The organism is Agromyces sp. MMS24-JH15, from assembly GCF_043518605.1.
Taxonomy (GTDB): domain Bacteria; phylum Actinomycetota; class Actinomycetes; order Actinomycetales; family Microbacteriaceae; genus Agromyces.
On record NZ_CP171358.1, the window covers coordinates 469,244 to 486,489 of the forward strand.

Annotated in this window: 17 protein-coding genes; 5 read left to right on the forward strand and 12 right to left on the reverse strand. The window is 74.1% G+C overall.

What is annotated here, in order from left to right; all coding sequences use genetic code 11:
- Nucleotides 1-4: 4 nt before the first annotated feature.
- From ACDF64_RS02200 to ACDF64_RS02215, 4 genes are all read right to left on the reverse strand, one after another.
- Nucleotides 5-760 carry a copper resistance protein CopC gene (locus ACDF64_RS02200; RefSeq protein ID WP_394553159.1) on the reverse strand — a complete coding sequence of 252 codons (756 nt, stop codon included), beginning with the start codon at nucleotides 758-760 and terminating at the stop codon, nucleotides 5-7.
- Nucleotides 760-1,491, reverse strand: a complete 732-nt coding sequence (locus ACDF64_RS02205) for a YcnI family protein (RefSeq protein WP_394553160.1) — start codon at nucleotides 1,489-1,491, stop codon at nucleotides 760-762. The genes ACDF64_RS02200 and ACDF64_RS02205 overlap by 1 nt, the downstream gene beginning before the upstream one ends.
- Nucleotides 1,492-1,625: 134 nt before the next feature.
- A complete protein-coding gene (locus tag ACDF64_RS02210) occupies nucleotides 1,626-2,264 on the reverse strand; it encodes a hypothetical protein (protein ID WP_394553162.1) in 639 nt (212 codons plus the stop codon).
- 131 nt (nucleotides 2,265-2,395) lie between these two features.
- Nucleotides 2,396-4,660, reverse strand: a complete 2,265-nt coding sequence (locus ACDF64_RS02215; RefSeq protein ID WP_394553163.1) for a 5'-nucleotidase C-terminal domain-containing protein — start codon at nucleotides 4,658-4,660, stop codon at nucleotides 2,396-2,398.
- A gap of 216 nt (nucleotides 4,661-4,876) precedes the next feature.
- Between ACDF64_RS02215 and ACDF64_RS02220 the strand changes: the two genes are divergently transcribed.
- Nucleotides 4,877-5,806, forward strand: a complete 930-nt coding sequence (locus ACDF64_RS02220; protein ID WP_394553164.1) for an EamA family transporter — start codon at nucleotides 4,877-4,879, stop codon at nucleotides 5,804-5,806.
- A 92-nt stretch (nucleotides 5,807-5,898) separates the two neighbouring features.
- Here the strand turns inward: ACDF64_RS02220 and ACDF64_RS02225 are convergent, their stop codons facing one another.
- From ACDF64_RS02225 to ACDF64_RS02235, 3 genes are all read right to left on the reverse strand, one after another.
- Entirely contained in the window at nucleotides 5,899-8,466 is a 2,568-nt protein-coding gene (locus tag ACDF64_RS02225) for a DEAD/DEAH box helicase (protein ID WP_394553165.1), read from the reverse strand.
- 54 nt (nucleotides 8,467-8,520) lie between these two features.
- Complete coding sequence (locus ACDF64_RS02230) at nucleotides 8,521-8,943, reverse strand: LGFP repeat-containing protein (RefSeq protein ID WP_394553166.1); 423 nt, start codon at nucleotides 8,941-8,943, stop codon at nucleotides 8,521-8,523.
- Between the two features lie 273 nt (nucleotides 8,944-9,216).
- A complete protein-coding gene (locus ACDF64_RS02235) occupies nucleotides 9,217-9,825 on the reverse strand; it encodes a TetR/AcrR family transcriptional regulator (protein ID WP_394553167.1) in 609 nt (202 codons plus the stop codon).
- A 103-nt stretch (nucleotides 9,826-9,928) separates the two neighbouring features.
- Here ACDF64_RS02235 and ACDF64_RS02240 point away from each other — a divergent pair, with 103 nt between their 5' ends.
- Nucleotides 9,929-10,243, forward strand: coding sequence for a hypothetical protein (locus ACDF64_RS02240; RefSeq protein WP_394553168.1), 315 nt, complete (start codon nucleotides 9,929-9,931; stop codon nucleotides 10,241-10,243).
- On the opposite strand, the gene ACDF64_RS02245 is transcribed toward ACDF64_RS02240, so the two are convergent.
- Both ACDF64_RS02245 and ACDF64_RS02250 read right to left on the reverse strand, forming a co-directional pair.
- A complete protein-coding gene (locus tag ACDF64_RS02245; RefSeq protein WP_394553169.1) occupies nucleotides 10,219-11,001 on the reverse strand; it encodes a DUF1353 domain-containing protein in 783 nt (260 codons plus the stop codon). The two genes, ACDF64_RS02240 and ACDF64_RS02245, sit on opposite strands and share 25 nt — an antisense overlap.
- A gap of 53 nt (nucleotides 11,002-11,054) precedes the next feature.
- Nucleotides 11,055-11,978 (reverse strand): AEC family transporter, encoded by a 924-nt coding sequence (locus tag ACDF64_RS02250; protein ID WP_394553170.1) that lies wholly within the window; start codon nucleotides 11,976-11,978, stop codon nucleotides 11,055-11,057.
- A gap of 100 nt (nucleotides 11,979-12,078) precedes the next feature.
- Here ACDF64_RS02250 and ACDF64_RS02255 point away from each other — a divergent pair, with 100 nt between their 5' ends.
- The 3 genes from ACDF64_RS02255 to ACDF64_RS02265 all read left to right on the forward strand — a co-directional run bounded on the left by ACDF64_RS02255 (nucleotide 12,079) and on the right by ACDF64_RS02265 (nucleotide 14,571).
- A complete protein-coding gene (locus ACDF64_RS02255; RefSeq protein ID WP_394553171.1) occupies nucleotides 12,079-13,386 on the forward strand; it encodes an MFS transporter in 1,308 nt (435 codons plus the stop codon).
- Between the two features lie 67 nt (nucleotides 13,387-13,453).
- Complete coding sequence (locus tag ACDF64_RS02260; protein WP_394553172.1) at nucleotides 13,454-13,924, forward strand: MarR family winged helix-turn-helix transcriptional regulator; 471 nt, start codon at nucleotides 13,454-13,456, stop codon at nucleotides 13,922-13,924.
- Nucleotides 13,924-14,571: an NAD(P)H-dependent oxidoreductase gene (locus tag ACDF64_RS02265; RefSeq protein WP_394553174.1), complete on the forward strand. Its 648-nt coding sequence runs from the start codon at nucleotides 13,924-13,926 to the stop codon at nucleotides 14,569-14,571. The genes ACDF64_RS02260 and ACDF64_RS02265 overlap by 1 nt, the downstream gene beginning before the upstream one ends.
- Nucleotides 14,572-14,707: 136 nt before the next feature.
- Here ACDF64_RS02265 and ACDF64_RS02270 read toward each other — a convergent pair whose 3' ends face one another.
- The 3 genes from ACDF64_RS02270 to ACDF64_RS02280 form a co-directional block, all read right to left on the reverse strand.
- Nucleotides 14,708-15,697 carry an aldo/keto reductase gene (locus ACDF64_RS02270; RefSeq protein WP_394553175.1) on the reverse strand — a complete coding sequence of 330 codons (990 nt, stop codon included), beginning with the start codon at nucleotides 15,695-15,697 and terminating at the stop codon, nucleotides 14,708-14,710.
- Nucleotides 15,698-15,728: 31 nt separating this feature from the next.
- On the reverse strand, nucleotides 15,729-16,574 hold the full coding sequence (locus tag ACDF64_RS02275; RefSeq protein ID WP_394553176.1) for a PhzF family phenazine biosynthesis protein: 846 nt from the start codon (nucleotides 16,572-16,574) through the stop codon (nucleotides 15,729-15,731).
- Between the two features lie 61 nt (nucleotides 16,575-16,635).
- On the reverse strand, nucleotides 16,636-17,187 hold the full coding sequence (locus ACDF64_RS02280; protein ID WP_394553177.1) for a hypothetical protein: 552 nt from the start codon (nucleotides 17,185-17,187) through the stop codon (nucleotides 16,636-16,638).
- Between the last annotated feature and the right edge of the window lie 59 nt (nucleotides 17,188-17,246).

Here is a 17,246-nt window from a genome sequence, read left to right on the forward strand (position 1 = left end):
GACCCTACCGGCCGCCGCCGACCTCGGGCCCGGATCGATCCACGTCGTCGGTGCCGGACTCGTCGGTGGCCTCGGCACCCGCGTTGTCGGTGGCCTCGGCGCCCGCGTCGTCGGCGTCCGGTCCCCCGCGACGGCGGACGACGAGCCAGGTCGCGACGCCGGCGGCGAGGGCGATCACGACGGCCGACGCGATCCACGCGACATCCGTCGCCGAACCCGCCGCACCGGCGTCGTCAGGCGCCTCCGCATCCTCGGGCCCGGACGTCGCGTCCGTCGCGGCGACGGCGTCGCACGCCGGGTCGACCATGCCGACCCCGGTGCCCGCGCCCGAGGCGGGCGCCCAGGTGAACGCGTACTCGCCCGAGATCGGGTGCCCGTCGGCCGAGACCACGCGCCATACGACCGTGTACTCGCCCGCGGGGCCGAGTTCGACCGGGACCGAGACCTCCGTGCCCGACACTTCGGCGCAGGCCGACGCGTAGTGGAGGCCGTCCGGGCCCGTGAGGTCGATCAGGTTGCCGCCGCCGACCTCGAGCAGGGCGTCGCTGGTCGAGACGACGACCGCGCCCGGCTGCTCGACGATCGTCGAGTCGGCCGCGGGCGTCGTGCCCGTGATCGAGTTGTGCGCGAACGCCGGGACGGCCGGCGCCAGGGCGAGCACCGCCGCCGCGCCGACCGCCGCGAAGTACGCGGCGAGCACGGCCGGCGCGCGGCGAGTCCGCGAGGCCCTCCCGCGCGTCGGCCGGCCGTGCCCGCGCATCAGCCCTGCTGCTTCCGCGACGCGCGCGCGGTCACCGCGAGGACGATCCCGACCACGCCGACCGCGAGGCCCGCGACGCCCAGCACGCGCGCGAGCGTGTCGGTGGTCGCCTCGGTCGAGGACCCGGATGCCTCGGCGTCGTGCCCGCCGGACGCGTCGTGGTCGCCGGCGGCGGACGCGGTGCCGTGGTCGTGCGCGTCGGCCGTCGCCTCGCCGACCGCGAGCGCCGGGGCGGGGTGCTCGGGCTCGGCGCCGTCGACCGCGGACTCGCTCCACGAGGTCTCGCCGACCTCGCAGGACTGGAGGACGGGGAACTCGAGGGTCTCGCCCGCCGCATCCTCGGGCAGGAAGACCTGAAGTTGGAAGGTCTGGCGGAAGCCGTCCGGCAGCGGCGTCGCGGCCGTGTAGGTCACCCGGCCGACCCGCTCGGTGACGGATTCGCCGTGCGCGCCCTCGGCCGGCTCGTCGAGGGTCTCGAGGACCTTCTCCGCGGTCCAGCCCGGGACGATCGTCGGCGTGACGGAGAGGATCGGCTCGGGGACGTCGAACGAGAGCGCGGTCGTGGATGCCCCGTCGCAGCCGTGTCCGACCGAGAACGTCAGCACGGTGTACGACCCGGCCGATGCGGACGTCGGGTCGACCGTGACGTGCGCCTGGGCGGCGAGCGGGGCGGCGAGGGCGAGGAGGGCGCCGGCGCCGAGGCCGGCGACGGTGAGGTGCGCAGTACGCATGGGTGGGGTGATCCTTGGGTTGGTCGGCGCGTTGGCGCGCCGGAGTCGGGTGCGGTCGTCGGAATCGTCGCGCCGCCCGGGAACACCGGGCCGACGCAGCAGCGTGCACCGCGAGCGCGGCGACGCCTCGTCGCTCAGGGGGCGACGGAGACGAGGACCGGCGGACCCCGGACCGGGCGAGCCGCGGCGAGGATCGCCGAGCGGAGCACGCGGACGCGGCGGTCGGCGCGCAGCAGCACGCGGCCGACGGGCCGCGCGAGCGGAGTCCGGACCGCGACGAGCCGGCCGAGCAGCATGCGCACGGTGCGCGCGATCGCCCCGGCGCTCCGGTCCGCGAGGAGGATCGCGACGACGGTGAGCGCGGCTGCCGCGAGGTGCGTGAACGGCATCGCCGCGTGGCCGTGGTCGATCGCGACGACGTCGAAGCCGATCGGATGCACGGCGACGCCCGCGGCGCCCGCGTGCCGGGCGTGCGCCTGGGCGCCGACGGCGCCCACGGACGAGGCTCCCGGCGCGGCCGCGGCGCCCGCGCCGATCGCGAAGCAGAGGTGGAGCGCGGCCTGCGTGGCGACGGCCGCGACGGACGTGCCGAGGAGCCGGGCGCGGACGCCCACGAGGACCATCGCGAGGGGCGTCGAGGCCGCGAGCGCGAGCACGACCGCGAGCGGGCCGGGGGCGTGTCCGCCACCTGCGGCGTGCGCGAGGGCCGCGGTGAACGCCGCGAACGCGGCGATCGATGCGCCGCGCGCTGCGCGCGCCCTCCGGGTGATCACCGGTCAAGGCTACCCGAGGGCGTCGTCCGGGCCGCGGGCGGGCGGGCGGGCGGGCGGGGCATCCTCGATTCGCCCCCGCGCACGCGAACGGGGCCGGCCCTCCCGGACCGGCCCCGTCTGCTGGTCGCCGACTAGAAGACGACGACGGGGACCTGGAAGCTCCGCGAGTCCACGTACCCCTTCGCGCCGTCGAACGAGGCGCGCAGCAGGTGCACGCCGCGGCTCAACGTCCCGAGGTCGACCCGGAACCGGCCGTTCGACTCGGCCGTGAGCGCGACGGTCGCGATGACCGTGCCGCGATCGCTGATCGTCACCGTACCGACCGGCGCGGTGCGGTCCGCTGCGAACACGACGCCCGAGTAGGCGATGCTCGTGGTCCGCGACGCGAGCACCCGGTTGGGCACGCCGATCGTCGTGGTGTCGGCCGGCGCGGCGTTCACCTGGATCGGCAGCGCGACCTCGGTGCCCGTCGACGGCACGCTCACGACGAGCTGCTGCGGCCCGTAGACCCCCGCCGGGATCGGCGCGCTGATCGAGGCGCGACCGAACTCGTCGAACAGCTGGACGAGCGACGTGTCGATCGCGCCGCGGCCGAGCTCCACCCCGCCGACCGTCACGACGACCTCGCCGCCCGTGCCGCCGGCCGAGAAGTCCAGCGACGAGAGGTCGACCGTGAGCTGGTCGCCCGGGTCGTACCCGTCGGCATCCGGCGCGGACAGGTGCACGCCGACCGAGCGCTGCACGCGGTCGGGCGTCACGGACTCGAACACCTCGAACCACTCGACCATCGCCGAGAGGTCGCTGATGCCGCTGTCGGCGCGCTCGGTGCCCTTGCCCAGGGTGACGAAGTTGTCACCGCCGGCGGCGAGGAACGAGTTCGCGACGATCCGGTACGTGCGCGCGGGATCGATCGGCACGCCGTCGAGCGTGACGCTCGTGATCCGCGAGCCCACCGGGAGGGTCGCGTCGAACGTGTACTCGAGGCCCCGGTTGACGCCGAGCTTCAGGAACGGCCGGCTCGCCGCGGCGGGCTGCCACTGCTCCTCGAGCACCTGCTTCACCTGGGCGCCCGTGAGCACCTCGGTGAACAGCGAGTTCGCGAACGGCTGGACGTTCGCCGCCTCGCGGTACGTGACTTCACCGGCGTCCAGGTTCGCGCGCAGGCCGCCCGGGTTCATGAACGCGATGTCGACCTGCTTGTCCTGGTTCGCCTTCCAGTACTGGACGTCGGCGACGAAGTTGCCGAGCGTCGACTCGGCACCTCGGAGCTCGACCGGCGGCTTGGTGGGGTCGGGCAGCTTGGTGACCGCGTCGACGTCGTACTGCAGGCCGCGGGCCAGCGTCGCGGTCGCGGTGCCGAGCGGCTGCTTGCCGAGCTCCTCCGACTGGGCGAGGTACGGCGCGAGCAGGTCGGTCACGGCCGGGTCGGGCTCGGACTGGTAGGTGTACTGCACCGGGTTGGTGCCCGGGATCGCGGTCGCGGTGTTGATCACCTGGTTGTTCATCGACACGATCGCGCCGGCGCCGGCGTTGGCGTCCGTGTCGAACACGATCGTCATGTTGCTGAACTTCTCGCCGTACTGGCCGCTCGAGATCACGGGGCGACCGTTGATCACGTGGTTGTAGGCGAGGTGCGTGTGACCCGAGACGATCGCGTCGACGTCGCCGTCGACGCCGTTCACGATCTTGCCGAACGCGGAGTTCGGGTCGGTGGCCGAGTCGACCGCCGTGGTCGCGGCGCCCTCGTGGACGAGGAGCACGACGACGTCGGCGCCGTTGGCGGTGAGCCGGTCGGCGGCCGCGTTCACCGAGGCGACGATGTTGCGGACCTCGAGGTCGGCGATCCCGGCCGGGCTCACGAGCGACGGCAGCTCCTCGGTCACGGCGCCCACGAAGCCGACCTGCACGCCGCCGACCTCGGTGGTCCACGACTCCGCGAGCGCCGGGGTGTCGGTGCCCTTCAGGAAGACGTTCGACGCGATGTACTCCCAGTTCGCGAGGTCCTGCACGCGACCCTTCAGGTCGTTCCAGCCCTGGTCGAACTCGTGGTTGCCGGCGGCGCTCACCTGGAGGCCCGCCTCGTTCAGCGCCTTGATCGTCGGCTCGTCCTTCAGGATGAACGAATCGAAGGTGGATGCCCCGATCAGGTCGCCGGCGGCCGCGAAGATCGTGTTCGGGTTCGCCGAGCGGATCGCCTTCACGGCGGTCGACAACCGCGCGGCGCCCGCTGCGGTGCCGTCCTGCTTGATGCGACCGTGGAAGTCGTTCACCGTGACGAGGTTGATCGTCACGTCGTCGGCCGCGAAGGCCGGCACCGGGCCGAGCAGCCCGAGGGCGACCGCTCCCGCGGTGGCGAGCGCCACCCCCGAGAGTCGCCGAACGGTACGTCGTTGCATGGCTCTCCTCCGAACGCCCCGCAGAGCGCGCGAACGCGGCGGTCGGGTATCTTCCGCGAGCGGGAGCACTCGCATCGTACGTAGCCCGCCGTGCGGACGGAAGGGGTTGCCGGACTCGGGATCTGCGCTTAAGTTGCGTGCGCGGCATCCTGCTCATCTGAGCACCGGGTCTCGCGCAGCCGCGCTCGGTAGCGGCCCGGCGGTTAGGCTGGCGCGATGCTCACCGCCGTCCTCTCGCTCACCGGCGCGCTGGTGTACGGCGCGGCGGACTTCGTCGGCGGGATCGCGGCCAAGCGCATCAGCTCGATCCTGGTCACGGCGCTCGGCGCGGCCTCGGGGCTCGCGCTGCTCGCCGTGGTCGTGCCCTTCCTCGGTGCGACCTGGACGCCGGCCGATCTCGCGTGGGGCGCGGCCGCGGGCGTCGCCGGCATGATCGCGATCGCCCTGCTCTACGCGTGCCTCGCGATCGGGCCGATGAGCATCCTCTCGCCGCTCACGGCCGTCGTGTCCGCGATCACGCCGATGGCCTGGGGGCTCGTCGTGGGCGGCGAGCGCTTCGGCGCGCTCGGCGGGTGGGCGCTCGCGCTCGCGCTCGTCGCCGTCGTGCTGGTCGGCTTCGTGCCCGAGCGCGGAGCCGTGCGGCCGAGCCCGCGGGGCATCCTGATGGCGATCGGATCGGGCATCGGGATCGGCGCCTACTACATCCTGATCTCGCAGACCGCGGAGGCCTCGGGCCTCGTGCCGCTCCTGGCCACGCGGTCGACGACCGCGGTGCTGGGCTTCGCGACGGTCGGGATCGCGGCGCTGGTCGCGAGCCGCGCGCGGGCGCGGGTCGCGTCCGCCCCGTCGGCGGCCGTGTCCGGTGGGCCGGTGCCGCCCGCCACGACGGATGCCCCGCCCCGGTCGCCCGCCCGCACCGCGATCCTGCTCGCGCTCGGCGCGGGACTCGTGGACGCGACCGCGAACGTGCTGCTCCTGCTGGGGATCCGCGCGGGCGACCTGTCGGTGGCCGCGGTCCTCGGGGCGCTGTACCCGGCCGGCACGATCCTGCTCGCGGCGATCGTGCTGAAGGAGCGGATCGCGCCGGTCCAGTGGGCGGGGCTCGCGCTTGCACTCGCCGCAGCGGGGATGCTCGCGCTCGCCTGAAACGCTCGGCTCACCGGGTCTCGAAACGCGTCCTCGCTGCGCTCGGGCGCTCCTCGACCACCGGAGGGGGCGCGGCCACCGGAGGGGCGGGACTACAGGCGGACGACCTCGGTCACGCGGACGACGGCGGCGCCCTGCTCGGCCGACTCGGCGAGGTCGACGACCGCGCGGATGCGCCAGTCGTGGTCGCCGGCCGGGTCGTCGATCACCTGCTCGACCCGCCAGACCCCGCCGCGGGCCGGCGAGGCATCCGTCTCGTCGATCACCGCGAGTCGCGGCGAGCGCGCCGCCGGACCCGTGCCGATCTCGTCGTGGTCGGCGTAGTACGCGTCGAGCACGGCCGGCCAGCCGGCCTCGGGGTCGAGCTCGGCGAGCTCCTCGTCGCGCTCGAGCGCGGCGAGCTGGACTCGGCGGAACAGCTCGTTGCGCACGAGGACCGTGAAGGCGCGCCGGTTCGTCACGACCGAGGGCGGCGCGGGCGGCACGACCGGGGCGTCGTCCTCGGGCAGGTGCGCGTTCGGGTCGACGAGCTCGGCCCACTCGTCGACGAGGCTCGAGTCGACCTGGCGGACGAGTTCGCCGAGCCACTCGACGATGTCGCGGAGCTCCTCGTCCTTCGCCTCCTCCGGCACGGTCTGGCGCACCGCGCGGAACGCGTCGGACAGGTACCGCAGCACGAGCCCCTCGCTGCGCTGCAACTGGTAGAAGGAGACGTATTCCGTGAACGACATGGAGCGCTCGAACAGGTCGCGCACGACCGACTTCGGGCTCAGCTCGAAGTCCCGCACCCACGGCTGGCTCGATGCGAAGACCTCGAACGCGTGGTCCAGGAGCTCGTCGAGCGGCTTGGGCCACGTGACCTCCTCGAGGAGCGCCATCCGCTCCTCGTACTCGATGCCCTCGCGCTTCATCGCAGCGACGGCCTCGCCGCGCGCCTTGTACTCCTGCTGCGAGAGGATCGGGCGCGGATCGTCGAGCGTCGACTCGATGATCGAGACCACGTCGAGCGCGTAGTGGCCGGTGCCCTGCTCACTCGTGGTCGCGGCCGGCGCCGCGTCGGGCGACGGCGGCTCGAGCAGGTCGATCGCGGCGAGCGCGAACGGCGACAGCGGCTGGTTGAGCGCGAAGTTCGGCTGCAGGTCGACCGTGAGCGACACGTCGGCGAGTCGCGCCTCCCCCGGGCCGGCGGGCCGGATCACCACGACCTCGGCGTCGCGCAGCGTCCGCAGGATCTCGAGCGCGCGGCGCGCGAGCGCGAAGCGTCGGGCGCGCGGCTCGTGGTTGTCGAAGACGAGCGAGCGGATGTCCCCCACGACGTCGCCGCCCCGCGCGATGACGTTGATGAGCATCGCCGCGGTCAGCTTCAGCTGCGGCACGAGCGGCTCGGGCGGCGCGACGACGAGCCGCTCGAACGAGCCCTGGCCCCACGTGATGAAGCCCGCGGCCGGCTGCTTGCGCACGATCTTCTTGAGCTTCTTGGGGTCGTCGCCGGCCTTCTTCAGCGCCTGCTCGTTCTCGATCTCGTGCTCGGGGGCGAGCACCACGACGTTGCCCGCGGTGTCGTAGCCGGCACGGCCCGCGCGGCCCGCGACCTGGTGGAACTCGCGGGCCGAGAGCTGGCGCATCCGCTGCCCGTCGTACTTCGAGAGCGCGGTGATGAGGACCGTCCGGATCGGCACGTTGATCCCGACGCCGAGCGTGTCGGTCCCGCAGATGACCCGCAGCAGCCCGCGCTGGGCGAGCGTCTCGACGAGGCGGCGGTAGCGGGGGAGCATCCCCGCGTGGTGGACGCCGATGCCCGCGCGGACGAGTCGCGACAGCGTCTGCCCGAACCCCGTGGTGAACCGGAATCCGCCGATCGCGTCGGCGATCTCGTCCCGCTGCTCGCGCGTCGCGACCCGGATCGACGCGAGCGCCTGCGCGCGTTCCATGGCCGCGGCCTGCGAGAAGTGCACGATGTAGACGGGCGCCTCGCGCGTCTCGAGGAGCTCCTCGACGGTCTCCCGCACGGGCGTCTTCGCGTACGAGAAGTGCAACGGCACGGGCCGCTCGACGCCCGTGACCTGCGCGGTCGGGCGCCCGGTGCGGCGGGTGAGGTCGGCGGCGATCGCGTCGACGTCGCCGAGGGTGGCCGACATGAGGACGAACTGCACGTGCGGCAGGGTGATCAGCGGCACCTGCCACGCCCACCCGCGGTCGGGCTCGCCGTAGTAGTGGAACTCGTCCATCACGACCTGGTCGACCCGGGCGTCCGGGCCCTGGCGGAGCGCGAGGTTCGCGAGGATCTCGGCGGTGCAGCAGATGATCGGGGCATCCGGATTCACCGAGCTGTCGCCCGTGACCATGCCGACCTGCTGGGCGCCGAAGACCTCGACGAGCTGGAAGAACTTCTCGCTGACGAGCGCCTTGATCGGCGCGGTGTAGTACGAGCGGCCGCCCTGCGCGATGGCCGCCGCGTGCGCCGCCACGGCGACGAGCGACTTGCCGGTGCCCGTGGGCGTCGACAGGATCAGGTTCGCGCCCGAGACGATCTCGATGACCGCCTCGTCCTGCGCGGGGTAGAGCTCGAGGCCGCGGCCGGCCGCCCAGTCCACGAAGGCGACGTACATCGCATCCGCGTCGTACGGGCGCGGGAGGAGGTCGGGGAGCGCGGCGGCCATCCGTCGAGTCTGCCGCATGCGGGCGGCGGGCGGTCGCCGGGGGCGGGCGGCGGCTCAGTCGAACTCGACGATCGGGCCGGTCGCGGGCGCCCACGACACCCGTCCGCGCTCGAACCGGCCGTGCCAGGTCCCGGTCGCGCGCTCGAACTCGAGGTCGGCGACCGGCATCCCGAGTCGCGACGACTCGCGGCCCAGGATCTCCCACACGTCGCGGATCATGCCGTGGAGTGCGGATGCCCCGAACTCGCGCGTCCAGAACACGGTGCCGTGCTCGTACTCGCGCAGGTACCCGGCGTAGCCGGCCAGCTTCGCGTGCAGCGCGAGGGGCGCGCCGAGCCACCGGTGCTGCGCGTGCTTCGCCGTGATCTCGGCCACGGCGATGAGGGTGTCCTCGTCGGCGCCGTAGCGGACGGCGTCCTGGAAGTCGGTCCAGCTCACGGCGCGCGACTCGTCGCGCTGCGCGGTCGGGGTGTTCATGCGGGTTGCTCCTGATCGTCCGGGCCGGGCAGTTCTCCGGCGCACAATCGGCGAAGTTACGGTGGGCGTTCCGGTGCGGCATCCGTGACCGCCCTGATCGTCTGCGGGGCCGGCCCGGAGACGGGGAGCCGGCCTCCGCGCCCGTACGGACCGCGGAGACCGGCTCTCGGTCGCGCACGCTGATCCGTTCCCCCTGCATCACCGCGTCGCGACCGGTTCCACGGTAGGGCGGGCGTCTCCCGCGGGGCATCAGGGCTTCCCCTGAACCCGCGGTCAGCCGTGGGCGCCTGCGGTCAGCGTGGTCGCCAGGGAACGGACGGCATCGACGATGGCGCGTCGGCGGCGCGCCGCCGACGCCGCGTCCGCGGGTCCGGCTCCGCCCGCGATGTACCCGTCGAGCTGTCCGAGCACCTGCCACGCGGTGACCAGGGTGACCAGCGTCAGCAGCAGCTCGGCGGCCTCGGCGCGGGTCGCGCCGGGGAGCATCCGCTCGAACTCATCGGTCTTGGACGCGTGGTACGCCGCCCGCCCTGCCTCGCCCCCGGCCTCGGTTCCGAGCTCGAGGCCCTCCCAGTACAGGAGCCGGGAGACGCGGGGGTTCGCGACGTGGTGGTCGAAGAGGCGGCCGGCGTAGTCGGCCACGGCGTCCGGTCCGACACCATCGCCCAGGGGGACCTCGTCGCGGGACGCGGCGAGTTCGGCGGTGAGGGCGGCGCGGAAGAGGTCGTCCTTCTTGCCGAAGTACTGGTAGATGCGCTCCTTGTTGACCCCGGCGGCCGCCGCGATGCGATCGACGCGCGCGCCCGCGAGCCCCCAACGGCTGAACTCGTCGATCGCGGCGTCGAGCAGCAGCCGCTTCGTGCGATCGGTGTCCCAGGCCATGCCCCGATGGTATCGCGAATTTCCAACCATCCGGTTGCGAAGGTGGTCGAAGCGTGCTTCAATCACAACCAACCAGTTGGTTGCAACAAGATCGGAGTCGACATTGACCGACACATCCGCCATCCCCGCAGCAACGCCCGAGCCGACGACCGGCTCCATCGCCGCCGCGGCCGCCGTCGCGCCCGACCGCGCCCCGGCGCCGCCCTCGGTCCACGTCCGCACCTTCCTCACGTGGCTGGCGATCTTCCCGCTCGTCGCCCTCGGCCTCACGCTCGTCGGCCCGGTGTCGGCGTCGTGGAACCCGGTGCTGCGCGCGTTCGTGCTCACGATCGTGATCGTGCCGACCGCCAGCTACCTGGTGCTGCCTCGACTGCTGCGTGCCTGGGCGGCCGTTCAGCGGCGCCGCACGCGGCGCTGACCACCCTGCCCGGTGCGGCCGGCCGACGGCGGGATCGCGGTCGGCCGCACCACCCCCGCCGGGTCGCCCCCGCTCACGACCTCCACGAGCGCCTCGATCGCGCGGAACGGCAGCAACGCCGCGAACTGCAGCGCCACCAGCGGGGCGAGCAGCCCGGTGCCGTACCCCAGCACGAGCTGCAGCGGCGCGAGCCGCCCCCACGACACCGCGCCGACCGCCGGTGCGAGCAGCAGCAGCAGCCACGCCGGATGCCACCAGGCGAGCACGAGCGCCGTGACGACCGCGAGCGCTCCGGCGATCGCCTGCGCGACGAACGCCAGCCCGAGCGCGCCGTTGAAGGTCCGCTCGCGGTCGGCCGACACCCAGGCCCACATCAGCCACGCGCGCAGCAGCGGCACCCGCTGCTCGCGGAGCGCCGTGCGGAACACCCGATCGTCCTCGCGCCGCTGCAGGAGTGCGCCCCGGCGGTCGGTGCGGCCGAGCTCGTCGGCCTCGATCGACCGGTGGTCGTGGAGGATCGCGGGCGCCGACTGCCGGCCGTAGCTCGCGATGAACCCCCACAGGGCGCTCGGCACCGACGCGAGGTCGGTCTGCGCGAGGCCGCCCGGCTCCCCGGCGGCCGGCACCTCGTACCGGGTGCCCGTGACCGGGTCGCGGTACGCGAAAGGGCGCTCGAGGTCGAACCGGTACCCGTCGGCCGGGCGCTGGGCCAGCCGGAGCGCGTCGAGTTCCGATCCGTCGACCTGCTCGAACGGCATGGCGTCTCCTCTCCGCACCGCCATCCTGCCCGGCGGCGCCGACGATGCCCGGCTCACCCGCCGAGCAGCAGCCCGACGACGACGAGCAGCGGCGCCGCGCCCGCCGTCGTGACGAAGACCGTGTCGCGCGCGACCAACTCGGCGGTCTCGTAGCGCTGCGCGAGCACGAACACGTTCTGCGCGGTCGGCAGGCTGGCGAGCACCGTCGCGGCGTACACCTGCGCGTCGTCGAGCCCGAACGCGAAGCGCGCGAGCGCCCACGCGACCAGCGGCATCGCGACGAGCTTCAGCCCCGACAGCGCGACGACCTCGATGCGGTGCCGTCCGGGCGCGAGCACGCGCTGCCCGTGCAGCGACATGCCGTACGCGACGAGCATGAGCGGCACGGCCGCGTGCCCGACGAACGAGACCGGCTCGGCGATCCAGACGGGAAGCTCCAGGCCCGACACCGCGACCGCGACGCCGAGCAGGGACCCGATGATGATCGGATTGCCGAGCGTGCCGCGGACGATGCCGGCGACCGAGGTCCGGCCCTCGACGGAGGCCCCGAGCACGGCGAGCGCGAGCGGCATGAAGACGATCAGCTGCAGCAGCACGACGGGCGCCGACAGCGCGGCATCCCCCAGCATGTAGGCGGCGATCGGGATGCCGATGTTGTTGCCGTTGACGTAGCCGGCGGCGAGCGAGGAGACCGTCGCCTCGGGCACGCGGCGGCGGAGGACGACGAGCGACAGGAGCGCGCCGAGCACCATGACGGTCACGGCCGCGATCGCGGACACCGGCAGCAGGGTCGAGAACAGCTCCGCGACGTCGGCGGTCGACAGCACCGAGAAGAGCAGGAACGGCCCGAGCACCGTGAAGTTCAGGCGCGCGAGGACGGGACGGGCCTCGGGCCCGACGACCCCCGTCCGTGCCGCGATCCAGCCGACGAACACCGCCAGCCCGATGACCGCGAATCCGGTCGCGATGCCGGTCACGCCGGGATTCCGGTCGTCCGGACGGCGCGTGGGCAGGTCATCGCGTCGAGCCTAGCCCGCGCGCGGCGTTCTCCCACGTTCGCCCTGATACCGTCACCCGGTGCCGCGACCCCCCGCCTCCCCCGACGTCCGCCGCGCCCGCTGGGCGCTGCTGGTGCAGTTCGCCCTGTTCGGGCTGGTCATGACGTCGTGGATGACCCGGCTCCCGTCGGTCACCGAGGCGCTCGGGCTGTCCGCGGCCGACCTCGGGAGGCTGCTGTTCCTCGGCGGGCTCGGCACGCTCGTCGGCGCGTTCACGGTGGGCGCGGTCGTCGCGCGGTTCGGCTCCCGGCGGACGCTCGCGGCCGGCACGGCGGGCAACGTCGTGGGCTTCGGCCTGCTCGCGCTCTCGGTCGCGACGGCGAGCCCCGACCTGTTCGCCGCGGGCACGGCGGTCAACGGCGTCTGCGCGGCGTTCGTGAACGTGCCGATCAACCTGAACGCCGCGGCCGTCGAGCGCCGGCTCGGCCGTGCGGTGCTGCCGCAGTTCCACGCGACGTTCTCGCTCGGCGCGGCCGCCGGGGCGCTCGTCGCGGCCGGCTTCGCCGCGGCGGGCCTCGGGGTCGGCATCCAGCTCGTCATCGTGACGTTCGCCGTGACGGGCCTGCGCGCATGGCTCCTGGGGCCCTCGACCTCGCTGACGACCCCCGGGCATCCGGCCGCGACGGCGTCGGTCCAGGCGGTCCCGGCTTCCGGGCGTCGCCCGTTCTCCTCCGCGTTCGGCGCCTGGCTGGAGCCCCACACGCTCCTGCTCGGCGTCGTGCTGCTGGCGGGATCGCTGACCGAGGGATCGGCCAACACGTGGCTCTCGCTCGCCCTCGTCGAGGGCTTCGACCAGGCCGAGTCGGTCGGCGCGGTCGCCTACGGCACGTTCGTCGTCGCGATGACCGCGCTGCGCCTCCTCGGCACCGGGCTGATCGACCGCTTCGGCCGCGTGGCGGTGCTCCGGGCGTCCGGGGTCTCGGCGCTGGCCGGCCTGCTCCTCTTCGTCTTCGCGCCCGCGGTCGGCGCGGCGTGGATCGGGATCGTCCTCTGGGGCGCCGGCGCGGCGCTCACGAGCCCGATCGCACTCGCCGCGGCATCCGACGAGCCGGTCCGCGCGGGCCAGCGGATGAGCGTCGTGACATCGTTCTCGACCATCGCCGCGATCACGGCGCCGCCGCTGCTCGGCGTGCTCGCGGACGCGGTCGGCCTGCGCCACGCGCTGCTCGCGATCGGCGTGTTCGTGGTGCTGAGCCTCGTCATGGCCGGGCAGGTGCGCAGGCCCGCGGATGCTCCGCGGCCCGCGCCCACCGCGCGACCGGCGCCCGCTCCGGCCGGGGTCGAGGCCCCGGCGGCGCCTCGCGCCGACGCGCTCGCCGACGCCTGACGCCGCGTCGGGAACCAGATTCGTCAACCCGTTGACAATTCAATCGTCAACCGGTTGACTATCCCTCGTGTCCGACTCACCCCACGACCCCGCGACCTCGCCGCTCGGCGACCGCGTCACGGTCACGCTCCACCTGCTCGTCGATCGGCTCGACGCCTTCGCCGACGGCCACCTGCGCCGCCGGTTCGGGCTCACCTACAGCCAGTTCATGGTGCTCGCGGTCCTCGCGGACATCGAGCGTCCGGGGCATCCGGACCTCACCGAACTCGCCGAGTGCCTGCGCATCTCGAAGGCGGCCGTCAGCAAGCGGCTCCCCAGCTTCGTCACCGCCGGCTGGGTGCGCACCGCTCCCGACCCGGCCGACGGCCGACGCCTGGTCGTCGCGCTGACCGACGAGGGCCGCGAGCTCGTGCTCCGCGCGACCGCCGAGCTCGACGACAGCTTCACCGAACTGTTCGACGACGCCGAGTTCGACCTCGGCGCCCTGCACCGCGACCTGGGAACGCTGCTCGCGCTCCTCCGAACGAAGGGAACCTGATGCGCCGCATCCTGCTCGTCATCGGCACGCCGCTCGCCGGCTCGTACGTCCACGCCCTCGCCGACGCGTACGCCGAGGCCGCCCGCGCCGCGGACGCCGAGGTGCGCGTGGCCGACCTCGCGACCGTGCGCTTCCCGCACGACCCGGCCGACCGCGGCGAGCTCCGCGTGCCGAGCGACGGCGGGCGCGACCACCTCGACCCGGCGATCCGGGACCTCCAGGACGACGTCGCGTGGGCCGACCACCTCGTGTTCGTCTACCCGCAGTGGTGGGGCACCTACCCTGCGGCGCTCTCGGCCTACATCGACCGGGTCTACACCTCCGGGTTCGCGTTCCGGTACGGACGCGGTCACGTCTCGGAGCCGCTGCTCGCCGGACGGACCGCCCGGATCCTCATGACGATGGACTCCCCCGGGCTGTGGAACCGGCTCGTCTACCGCAACGCGAGCGAGACCTCGCTCTCACGGGCGGTGCTGCGCTACTGCGGCGTGCAGGTGCGCGGGATCACGCGCCTGCCGGCCGTGCGCTTCTCGACGGCGGACCGGCGCGAGGCGTGGCTCGCTCGCGCGGGCGGGTTCGGCGCCGCCGACGCGGCCGCCGCCGCCCCGCGCACCGCGCGGGTCGAACCCCTGGCCCAGGCGGCCTGACCCGCCGCCGCTCGCGCTTCCGCTTCGGCTCGGCACCCCAATTCAGGATGAGAGCCGTCATGGGCTGCATATGCGCTCGTGACGGCGCTCATCCTGAATTGGGAATCGGGGACCGGGGATCCGGAGGGGGAGGCGGCTACCAGCGGGCGTGGATGGCGGCGCGGAGCTCGCGGTCGTAGAGGTCGCGCACGGCCGCGTCGAAGGACGCGGGCAGCTCGATCGCACCCGCTGCGGCGTTCGCCCGGGCCTGCTCGGGGTTCCGGGCGCCGGGGATCACGGTCGACACCGCGGGCTGGGCCGCGATCCACGCGAGGGCGACCTGCGCGGTCGTCGCATCGGGTGCCGCCTCGGCCGCGAGCCCCGCGAACTCCTGCGCCGCCCGCACGCCGGTCGCGAAGTCGACGCCCGAGAACGTCTCGCCCACGTCGAAGGACTCGCCGTGCCGGTTGTACGTGCGGTGGTCGTCGGCCGCGAAGGTCGTGTCGACCGTGTACCGGCCCGACAGGAGCCCCGAGGCGAGCGGGACGCGCGCGATGATGCCGACGCCGGCCTCCTGCGCGGCCGGGAGCACCGCGTCGAGCGGCTTCAGCCGGAACGCGTTCAGGATGATCTGCACGGATGCCACGTGCGGGCGGGCGATCGCCGCGAGTGCCTCCTCGACCGTCTCGACGCTGACGCCGTACGCGGCGATCGCCCCGTCGGCCACGAGTGCGTCGAGGTCGTCGAAGACCCGGTCGGTCGAGTACACGGCCGTCGGCGGGCAGTGCAGCTGCACGAGGTCGAGCGTGTCGACGCCGAGGTTCCGGCGCGACCGGTCGTTCCAGGCGCGGAAGTGCTCCATCGAGTAGTGCTCGGGCAGCTGGGGCAGCCGCCGGCCCATCTTGGTCGCGACCGTCACGCCCGAGCCCGGGTTCGCGCGGAGCCACGTGCCGATCAGCTGCTCGCTGCGGCCGTCGCCGTACACGTCGGCCGTGTCGAAGACCGTGACGCCCGCCTCGGCGGCGGCGTCGAGGACCGCGAGGGCGTCCGCCTCCTCGACGGCACCCCAGTCGGCGCCGAGCTGCCAGGTGCCGAGGCCGATGACGGAGACGGAGCGGCCGGTTCGGCCGAGGACACGCGATCGCATGGATTCGACCCTACCGGCGGGCGCGGACCGCTCAGGCGATCGGCACCGCCCGACCGGTCACCACGACGCCGCCCGCGACCGGGATGTCGACGACGAGCTCCCCGGGGCGCCCGACGTGCCGCCCCTGCGAGATGACGACGCGGGCCGGCGGGTCGACGAGCCCGAGCGCCCGCAGGTAGCCGCCGACCGCCGCGGCCGCCGAGCCCGTGGCCGGGTCCTCGGTGATCCGCCCGACGGGGAACAGGTTCCGCGCGTCGTAGGTCGCGGCGCCGGTCCGGCGCAGCACCGTGATCGTCGCGGGCCACGCGCGCTCGTCCATGAGCGCGCGCACGGCGGCCGGGTCGAACGCGAAGTCGTCGAACGCCGCGGCGTCCCGGAGCGCGAGCACCGGGTGCGGGCTGCCCGCGGCCGCCAGCCGGGGCGGATGCGTCGCGTCGAGGTCGTCGCGGCCCAGGCCGAGGAGCGCGAGGATCCGATCGAGGTCCTCGTCGGGGAGCGCGGCGACGACCGGTTCGACGCTCGTGAAGGCGGCGCTCGCGCCGGAGGCATCCACCGTCGTCTCGATGCGCACGTCGCCGACGGGCGTGCGGAACCGGATCGCGCCGGGGCCCTCGACGCCCGCGAGCGCGACCGCCGTCGCGACGGTCGCGTGGCCGCAGAACGGCACCTCGGCGATCGGCGAGAAGTAGCGGATGACGCGGGCGCCGTCGGCGTCGACCGCCGTGACGAACGCGGTCTCGGCGTAGTCGACCTCGGTCGCGATGGCCTGCATGGCGGCGTCGTCGAGCGTGCTCGCGTCGAGCACGACGCCGGCGGGGTTGCCGCCGGCCGGATCGTCGGTGAACGCGGCGTAGCGGAGGATCTCCGGGCGGGTCATCCGTCGATCGTCGCACGGACCCGAGCGGTCGCGCACGGTCGCGCACGGACCGGCGCGCACCTCACGCGCGGACCGGCGTGAACCTGGTCGCCGACCAGCAGTCCGCGACGCCGCTCACGCGGTCGTCGCGCCAGCCGGCGCCGCGCATGACGCGCCGCGCCTCGGCATCGCCGGGCGCCTCGCACGCGCGGCCCTTGCCGTGGATGACCCACACCGGGGCGCGCACTCCCGCCTCGCCGAGCCACACGGGCAGGCCGGCGAGCGTGTCGAGGTCCGCGACGACCGCGACGACCAGCTCCGCCTCCCACGGCGGGACCCTCGGCGAGTCGGCGAGCGCCTCGACCAGGTCGCCCACGGGAAGCCGTCCGCGTACGGCGACCGGCAGGTCGGCCGTGACCCCGAGCTGCTCGCCGAGCGGCGTCGGCGGCGTCGCCAGCGCGGCCACCCAGTCGCGCGCGTCGCGCCCCAGCCGGAACCGGTACCTGGCCCCCGAGGCCGCCTCGAGTTCGACGATGCCGTCGTGCTCGCCGACCCTGCGGAAATCGGATCGGGGGACGACGGCGCGGCGGTCTCCGCGGACCCTCAGGGCGTCTCGTTCCAAGCGCAGCGTCACGGCCGCATCGTCCCCGACATCGAGCCAGACGGCCCTCGACTCCCGCCCCATCGCGTACC